General features: G+C 74.2%; 5 protein-coding genes and 1 pseudogene. 4 read left to right on the top strand and 2 right to left on the bottom strand.

What is annotated here, in order from left to right:
- Together cydC and J7E97_RS35190 are read left to right on the top strand one after the other, a co-directional pair.
- A partial coding sequence (cydC, locus tag J7E97_RS35195) for a thiol reductant ABC exporter subunit CydC (RefSeq protein ID WP_215035708.1) occupies positions 1 to 1,882 on the top strand: 1,882 nt, incomplete at its 5' end.
- 85 nt (positions 1,883 to 1,967) lie between these two features.
- Complete coding sequence (locus J7E97_RS35190; RefSeq protein WP_215035710.1) at positions 1,968 to 3,647, top strand: GAF domain-containing protein; 1,680 nt, start codon at positions 1,968 to 1,970, stop codon at positions 3,645 to 3,647.
- A 48-nt stretch (positions 3,648 to 3,695) separates the two neighbouring features.
- Here J7E97_RS35190 and J7E97_RS35185 read toward each other — a convergent pair whose 3' ends face one another.
- Positions 3,696 to 4,613, bottom strand: a complete 918-nt coding sequence (locus tag J7E97_RS35185; RefSeq protein WP_215035706.1) for an HAD-IIB family hydrolase — start codon at positions 4,611 to 4,613, stop codon at positions 3,696 to 3,698.
- 195 nt (positions 4,614 to 4,808) lie between these two features.
- Here J7E97_RS35185 and J7E97_RS35180 point away from each other — a divergent pair, with 195 nt between their 5' ends.
- Together J7E97_RS35180 and J7E97_RS35175 are read left to right on the top strand one after the other, a co-directional pair.
- A complete protein-coding gene (locus J7E97_RS35180) occupies positions 4,809 to 5,417 on the top strand; it encodes a DUF6083 domain-containing protein (RefSeq protein WP_215035704.1) in 609 nt (202 codons plus the stop codon).
- 215 nt (positions 5,418 to 5,632) lie between these two features.
- Positions 5,633 to 6,529, top strand: coding sequence for an LLM class flavin-dependent oxidoreductase (locus J7E97_RS35175; protein ID WP_215035702.1), 897 nt, complete (start codon positions 5,633 to 5,635; stop codon positions 6,527 to 6,529).
- A 109-nt stretch (positions 6,530 to 6,638) separates the two neighbouring features.
- Here the strand turns inward: J7E97_RS35175 and J7E97_RS35170 are convergent.
- Positions 6,639 to 8,367, bottom strand: a pseudogene (locus J7E97_RS35170) (hypothetical protein); the annotation flags it as partial.

The following is an 8,367-nucleotide window of genomic DNA, read 5'->3' as shown; positions in this document are numbered from 1 at the left end:
GCCCGGCTCCGCGGGGGCCCCGGCGGATCCCGGCGAGTGGATCCTCGGGGCCGCGCCGGAGCGGGCGGCCGCGACGGGCGGAGCCGGGGCCGGCGGGGCCGATCCGCTCAAGCGGGTGCGGGGAGCGGCCAAGGCCTGGCAGCGGCGGTTCGGACTCGGACTGTTGCTGGGGGCGCTGGCCGTCGGCTCCAGCGTCGGGCTGATGGCCGTGTCCGGATGGCTGATCTCGCGGGCCTCCGAACACCCGCCCGTGCTGTACCTGATGGTGGCCGTGACCGCCACGCGGGCGTTCGGCATGGGGCGGGCCGTCTTCCGGTACGCGGAGCGCCTCGTGTCCCACGACGCCGTCCTGCGGATGCTCGCCGACCTGCGCGTCGGCGTCTACCGGGGACTGGAGCGCATCGCCCCCGCAGGGCTGCGCGCTCAGCGGCGCGGGGACCTGCTGACCCGGCTGGTGGCCGACGCCGACGCCCTGCAGGACTACTGGCTGCGCTGGCTGCTGCCCGTCGGCACCGCGGTGCTCGTCGGGACCGGTTCCGTGGCGTTCACCGCGTGGCTGCTGCCCGAGGCCGGAGCCGTGCTCGCGGCCGGGCTGCTCGCCGCCGGCGTGGGGGTCCCGCTCCTCAGCGCCGTCTGCGCACGCCGTACGGAGCGCCGCCTCGCGCCCGCCCGGGGCGAACTCGCCACCCGCGTGGCCGATCTGCTCACCGGCACCGCGGAGCTCACCGTCGCCGGAGCCCTGGCCGGACGGAAGGACGCCGCGCAGCGGAGCGACCGCACGCTGACCGGGATCGCCGCCCGCGCGGCTGCCGTCACCGGGCTCGGGAGCGGGCTGTCCGCCCTCGTGTGCGGGCTGACCGTCGTGTGCGCCGCCGCCGTCGGCGCGAACGCCGTCGCCGGGGGCCGCCTGGCCGGGGTCGCCATGGCCGTGGTCGTACTGACCCCGTTGGCCGCGTTCGAGGCCGTCACCGGGCTTCCGCTGGCGGTCCAGTACCGCCAGCGCGTCCGCCGCAGTGCCGAGAGGCTCTACGAGGTCATCGACGCGCCCGTCCCGGTCGTCGAGCCGGAGCGGCCCGAGCAGCTGCCCGCTTCGCCCTTCCCGCTGCGGCTGACGGGGCTCACCGCCCGCCACCCCGGGCAGGAGCGCGACGCGCTGCGCGGGCTCGACCTGACGCTGGAGGCGGGCCGCAGGATCGCGGTCGTCGGTCCCTCCGGCGCGGGCAAGACCACGCTGGCACAGGTCTTGCTGCGCTTCCTGGACCAGCACGAGGGCTCGTACACCCTGGGCGGGACGAACGCGCGCGTGGTCGACGGGGACGACGTCCGCCGGATCGTGGGCCTGTGTGCCCAGGACGCCCACATCTTCGACAGCTCGGTACGGGAGAACCTGCGCCTGGCCCGCACCGGGGCGAGCGAGGAGCAGCTGCGGGACGCGCTCGCCGCGGCCCGGCTGCTGGAGTGGGCCGACGGGCTGCCGGACGGCCTGGACACGCTGGTCGGCGAACACGGCGAGCGGATCTCCGGCGGCCAGCGCCAGCGCCTGGCCCTGGCACGAGCCCTGCTCGCGGACTTTCCGGTCCTCGTCCTGGACGAGCCGGCCGAGCACCTGGACCTGGCGACGGCCGATGCGCTGACGGCGGATCTGCTGGCCGCGACCGAGGGGCGCACCACCGTGCTGATCACGCACCGGCTGGCAGGGCTGGAGGCGGTGGACGAGGTGCTCGTGCTGGACCGCGGAGCGGTCGTCCAGCGCGGTACCCACGCGGAGCTGGCCGCCGTCGAGGGGCCGCTGCGGCGGCTGCTGGAAAGGGAACGGGCGGCGGACGGAACACTGGCCGAGTTCCACCAGGCCCGACTTTCCCCACCAAAGCGGACTAACTAGGCTCAAGGGCATGTCAGCGCAGGAGTCCCAGGAACCGGCCGCGTCATCGCCGAAGCCGTTGCCGTCGCCGCCCCGGCCGGACCCGATGGAGGCCGCGACCGCAGCGACCCGGAGTCTCCACGGCCTGTCCACCGAGCTCACGGCCCGGGTGCCGCAACTCCTGGAGGCCATGCGGTCGGTCGGTACCGGTCTTGAGCTGCACTCCACGCTGGACCGCATCTGCGAGACGGCGGCCGAGCTCGCGGACGCCCGCTACGCGGCCATCGGGGTCGTCGACATCGAGGGCCGCGGACTCTCGGACTTCGTCACCTTCGGGATCAGCGATGCGCTGGCGAAGAGGATCGGCCACCGTCCGGACGGGAAGCGCGGCCTGCTCGGCGCGCTGATCTCGCACCCCGACACGGTCCGCCTCAGCGACCTGCGCGAGGACCCGCGCTCGGCGGGCTTCCCCGCGCACCACCCGGCCATGGAGACCTTCCTCGGCGTCCCGATCCGGGTGCAGGGAGAGATCTTCGGCAACCTCTACCTCGCCGAGAAGAACGGCGGCGGCGAGTTCAACGACTACGACGTCCACATGGTCCGGGTGCTGGCCACCGAGGCGGGCATCGCCATCGGCAACGCACGCCTCTACGAAGCCGCCACCCAGCGCGAGCGCTGGATCGACGGCTCCGTAGCCGTCACCACCGCCCTGTTGTCGGGCGGGGACGCGGACGACGCGCTCGCGGTCGTCGCCGAACAGGCCCGCCGCCTCGCCGATTCGGCCGCCGGGATCGTGATGCTGCCCGCCGAGGACGGCGGGTTGGAGATCGTCGCGGTCTCCGCCGACAATCCGGCCACCTCCCTCGGCATGGTGATTCCGGCCGAAAGTCCGGTGGTGGCCAAGCTCCTGGAAGGCGAGCCGGTCTTCGTCGACGACGCTTCCTCGGACCCGCGCTTGATCAGCCGACTGACCAGCCAGTACGGGCCCTGCATGATGCTGCCGCTGCAGAGCGGCGGCCGGGTGCTGGGCACGCTCGTCACGCCCCGGGCGCGCGGCAAGCGGCCGTTCAGCGAAGCCGAGCGGACCCTGGCCACGCAGTTCGCCTCCCAGGCGGCGCTGGCGCTGATGATGGCCGAGGCGCAGCGCGACCGGGAACGCCTCGCGGTTTTCGAGGACCGCGACCGGATCGCCCGTGATCTGCACGACCTGGTCATCCAGCGGCTCTTCGCCACCGGGATGATGCTGGAGGGCGCCCAGCGCCGGTCCGTCGTGCCCGAGGTGCGCGACGGCGTGGGCAAGGCCGTCGACGAGCTCGACGTGACGATCCAGGAGATCCGCACCGCGATCTTCGCGCTCCAGCAGGGCCCCGCCGAAGCACCCTCGGGTCTGCGCACCCGGGTCCTGCGGGAGATCAACATGGCTGCCGTGCCGCTGGGCTTCAAGCCCGCGCACCGTTTCCTCGGGCCGATCGACGCGGTCGTCGGAGAACTGGTCGGCAAGAACCTGATCGCCGCGCTGCGCGAGGCCCTGTCGAACGCGTTCCGGCACGCGGAGGCGTCCCGGATCGAGGTGGTGCTCGACTCCACCGTCACCCTGGCAGACGGGCGGCCCGGGGTGCGGCTGGAGGTCGCCGACGACGGGGTGGGCATTGCCGAGGGCGGGCGGCGCAGCGGTCTGCGGAACCTGCGCCGGCGGGCCGAGTCGCTGGGCGGCTCGAGCTCGTACGGGCCCGGGCTCGGGGAGGAGGGCGGCGGGACCACCCTGGTGTGGGAGGCCCCGCTCTAGCCGTCCGGCCTGGGAGGCCCCGTGGGGGCCCCGCTCTAGCCGTGCGGCCTAGGTCCGGGCGCGGGCGGCCCGTTCGGCCAGGATGCGCTCGATGACGACGGCGACGCCGTCCTCGTTGTTGGCGACCGTACGGCCCGACGCGGCGGCGATCACGTCCGGATGGGCGTTGCCCATCGCGTACGAGGTACCCGCCCAGTCGAGCATCTCCACGTCGTTCGGCATGTCCCCGAAGGCGACGACCTCGGCCGCCGAGATGCCTCGCTCCTCGCAGCACAGGGCCAGGGTGCTGGCCTTGGAGACGCCCAGTCCGCTGATCTCCAGCAGGGAGGTCGGGCTGGAGCGGGTGATCGAGGCGTACGCCCCGGCGACGGAGCGGGCCAGCGTCAGGAACTCGTCCGGTGCCAACTCGGCGTGGTGCGCGAGGACCTTCAGGACGGGCGCCGAGTCATCGTCCGTCGCCTCGTGGAGCAGCTCCTCGGCGGTGGCGACATTGGCGCCGGTGTCCTGGAAGAACGGCGGGTAGGTCGGCTCGTAGTTGATGCCAGTGGTCAGCTCGACGGCGAACGAGGTGCCGGGGGCGGCGGCGCGCAGGGCCTCCACCACCTTGAGCGCGGTGATCCGGGGCAGCGGCCTGACCTGGACGAACTCCCGGCCCGTGGGCGACCCGGTGCTGTGCGGATCGACCGAGTGGAGGTCGACGACGGCCGCGCCGTTCGCGCAGATCGCCAGGCCGTGGCCCTGGACGTGGTCGCTGACCACGCCCATCCAGCGGGCCGGACGTCCGGTCACGAAGAAGACCTCGAGGCCGGCCTCCTCGGCGGCGGCGAGTGCGGCGACGGTGCGCTGGGAGACGGATTTGTCGTCGTGCAGCAGGGTGCCGTCGAGATCGGTGGCGATGAGCCGGGGCATGGGGGTTGGCCCGTCCGGGCACTGGGGAGCCGAGGTCACGACTCCATCTTCGCCCATGAGGCGCGGCCGCCGGGCCGATCGCCTGTCGGTCCGTCCACCGGGCCGGGCTCCGACCGTGCTCTCCGGGCAACGGCGTCGGCATGTTTCACGTGAAACATGGCGATGTTTCACGTGAAACATCGCCACATGGTTGTCAGCGGGGGGTGGAAGGATCCCCTTCACCGGTTTCGACGACGTCACACGGGGGGCGACGTGACCATCTCTTCAACCCGGAACTCGTTCTGCGACGCCTGCGGCGGTCCGCACGCCAGATGGACCGCGAGCCTCGGGTTATCCCTGTGCGCGGCCTGCGAGCGGGCGGGCGTCGGCCACCCCGACCGCGAACCGGTTCTGGTGGGCGAGGTCCTGGCCGGTACCGCCGAGGCCCTGGCCCGGGCCGCCCGCGCCGCCGGCTCCACGACCCTGGTCCGGGTCGCCGGCCGCTCCGACCGCTCCGGCGGCGCCGACCACTCCGTGCGGTCCGTGCGGACCGTGCGCGCCGACCGCTCCGATGCCCCGTCCGGCGCCGTCCGGGATCCGCGCAGGACGGTCTGCCGCACGTGCGGCGGCGACGCGGAATGGCACCGTACGGTGCTGGGCCGCTGGCTGATGATCGAGCCCGGCGCATGGCCGGTCGGCTGCGTCCCGGCGGGCAAACGCTGGCACATCGCGGCCGACGGCACCGCCGTCACCCTGGCCGCCCCCGCACCCTACGACAGGTGCCGGATCAGCCATTTCGACGTCTGCCCCCTGGCCCCGGCACCCACCGGCTCGCCCGTACTGCTCGCGCTGTGGCGCAGGAACGCCCAGCGCGTGGCGTGAGGCGTTCCGGGCGGCGATCGTAGGCTCAGGGGAACGACCTTGCGCCTGAGCACGCTCGTCACCTCAGTCAAGCCTCGCTCAGGCGGTCGCCAATGACGCCAAACGCGGGCTCGCGGGGCCACGGCAGCGGCCTGTGACGCGACGCCGTCGTGGCTTCCCGGAGCCGCTCCGCCGGCACGTGCGGGGCAGCGGGAAGCCCGCGTATGGTCTGGGGCATGCGTCTGAGCACTGTGATCCTTCCCGTCCACCGGTGGCACGAAGGGGGGCGCGAGCGCTGGCAGCGGGCCGAGGAGCTCGGCTTCCACGCCGCATACACCTACGACCACCTGTCCTGGCGGACCTTCCGCAACGGTCCGTGGTTCGGCGCGCTGCCGACGCTCACGGCGGCCGCGACGGCCACCGAGCGGCTGCGGCTGGGCACGCTCGTCACCTCGCCGAACTTCCGCCACCCGGTGACGCTCGCCAAGGAGCTGATCTCCCTGGACGACATCGCGGGCGGCCGGATCACCCTCGGTATCGGCGCCGGCGGCAACGGCTTCGACGCCACGGTGCTCGGCCAGGAGGCATGGACCCCCAAGGAGCGGGCCGACCGCTTCGGCGAGTTCCTGCCGCTGCTCGACCGGCTGCTCACCGAGGACTCCGTCACCCAGCGGGGCACCTTCTACTCGGCCGAAGAGGCCTTCAACATCCCCGGCTGCGCCCAGCGCCCCCGGCTGCCCTTCGCGGTCGCGGCGACCGGTCCGCGCGGCCTGAAGCTCGCGGCGCGGTACGGGCAGGCCTGGGTGACCACCGGCGACCCGAAGATCTTCGAGGAGGGCACTGCGGAGCAGTCGGTCGAAGCCATCCGCGGCCAGATCGCCAAGCTCGACAAGGCGTGCGCGGAGACCGGCCGGGACGTGGCGGAGCTGGACAAGGTGCTGCTCACCGGCTTCACCCCGGACCGGGGGCGCCCGCTGGAATCCGTGGACGCCTTCGTCGACTTCGCCGGTCGCCACCAGGAGCTCGGCATCACCGAGCTGGTGATCCACTGGCCGATCCCCGACTCGGACTTCGCCGCCGACCAGGCGGTCTTCGAGCAGATCGCCACCGAGGGCCTCGCCCAGCTGAACTGACCCGGTCCCGGCCGATGGCCGGGCGGGCGCCCACCACCGCTGCCCCTGCCACCGCCCCCGCCCGATGGAGCGGTGGCGGTGCACGGGCGCACGGGCGGCACGGGCCGCGTCAGGACGCGGCGTCCCGCATGTGTCTCGCCGTGCGGTCGGCGCTCTCCAGCAGCCACTCGGGCGCCATGTCCTCGGGCAGCGCGCGGATCTCGTCCGCCAGTGCCGTCACCCGGGCGGCGCCGGCCTCCGGCCGGCCCAGCTCGTTCTCGGTCCAGGCCGCGTTGTTGACGCATTGGAACCGGGCCTCCAGCCGGTCCGGGCCGAGCTCGGCGTACAGCCCCGCGGCCCGCTCCCAGAGCACGATCTCCTCCTGTCGCAGCGCCTCCAGTTCCGCCGCGCCCAGCGGCTCGGTCGGGCCGGTTTCCTCGTCGTCGCCCGGGTCGTCCTCGTCGTCCTCGTCTTCCTCCGAAGTGGAGACCCACCGGTCCAGCACCTGGGCCAGCTGGTGCCAGGTCTCGGCGAGCTCGGCCCGCGCCTCCCGGTCCTCGGGGTCCTGGGCAAGCGCCTCGGCCAGTACCTCCGCCGCCTCGCCCATCCGGGTCCGCGCCCGCGCCACCGTCGCCCCGGTGACCTCTTCGCGCAGCCCCAGCCAGGCAAGCGACCGCAGGATCCGGACCTCGGCGATCGGTGCGTCCTTCGACCGCCGCCGCAGTTCGAGGGCCCGCTCGTACGCGGCGGCGGCCTCCGGGACCAGCCGTGCCTCGGAGAGCTGGTCGGCCGCCGACTGGGCGAAGTTCGCCTGCGGACGCGGGTCCTCCCAGTCCTTGGTCACCTCCGCCGCCAGCAGGTACTGCTCCGCCGCACCCCGGGGGTCGTTCAGGTCGCGGAGCAGATCGCCCAGGAACTCCCGTACGGACGCGGCCTGGCCCTCGCCGTGCTCCAGCAGGTCCGGCAGCGTCGACTGCAGCACCTCGGCCGCCTCGGCGACGCGGCCGCCGCGGGCGTGGCACCGGGCGAGCAGCAGCCGGGCCTGGGCACCGCCGTCCGCGGTGAGACCGGCCTGGTCGAACCAGTACGAGGCCTCCAGGGCGTGCCCGGCTGCCTCCGCGTCGGCGTCGTCGCGCCGCAGCAGGATGTCGGCGAGGGTGAGCCGTACGACGCCCTGCGTTTCGGGGTCGGTCACTTCGGTGGCATGCGCCAGTCCCGCGCGCACGGCCTCCTCCGCCTCCTCGGGGCGCTCCAGCGAGACCAGCACTCCGGCGCGCAGCACCAACGGGTCCACGGCGAGCCACGGGCGGCCCGCCGCGACCGAGCGGTCGGCGGAGCCGGCGAGCAGCGCCACGGCGCGCTCCGGGTCGCCTTCCGTCAGGGCGATGCGGCCAAGCATCTCCTCCGCCTCCGCCGCGAGATCCGGCACGACCGATGCGTAGGCGTCGACGAACGCCCCGAGCTCGGCGGCCAGCGGGCCGTGCCCGTGGTCCTGCGCGTGGTCGTGGCCGCCGTGACTGCCGGGGCCGTCGTGGGCGCCGTCCTCGGAGTGCGCCTCGGCCTCTTCGAGGGAGCGCAGGTACGACTCGACCCGGATCGAGGTCAGTTCCGCGAGCGCGATCCGCCGGATCCGCTGCGGCTCGTCCTCGGCCAGTGCTTCGGCGGAGCGCAGGGCCACCGCCAGGAGTCCGCGCAGCTCCCCCGCTCCGGCCCCGGACTGCGCGCCCAGGGTCGCCAGCCGCAGTTCGGCCAGGGCCGCGCGTTCCGCCAGGCCGAGGGCCCGGTAGCCGTCGCGCACCGCGGCCAGCAGTTCCGCGGCACCGTCGGCCCCGGCCCGCGCGGCCGCCAGGGCCCGGTGG

The organism is Streptomyces sp. ISL-66 (assembly GCF_018614135.1).
GTDB lineage: Bacteria > Actinomycetota > Actinomycetes > Streptomycetales > Streptomycetaceae > Streptomyces.
This window is presented reverse-complemented; position numbering and strand designations above follow the sequence as displayed.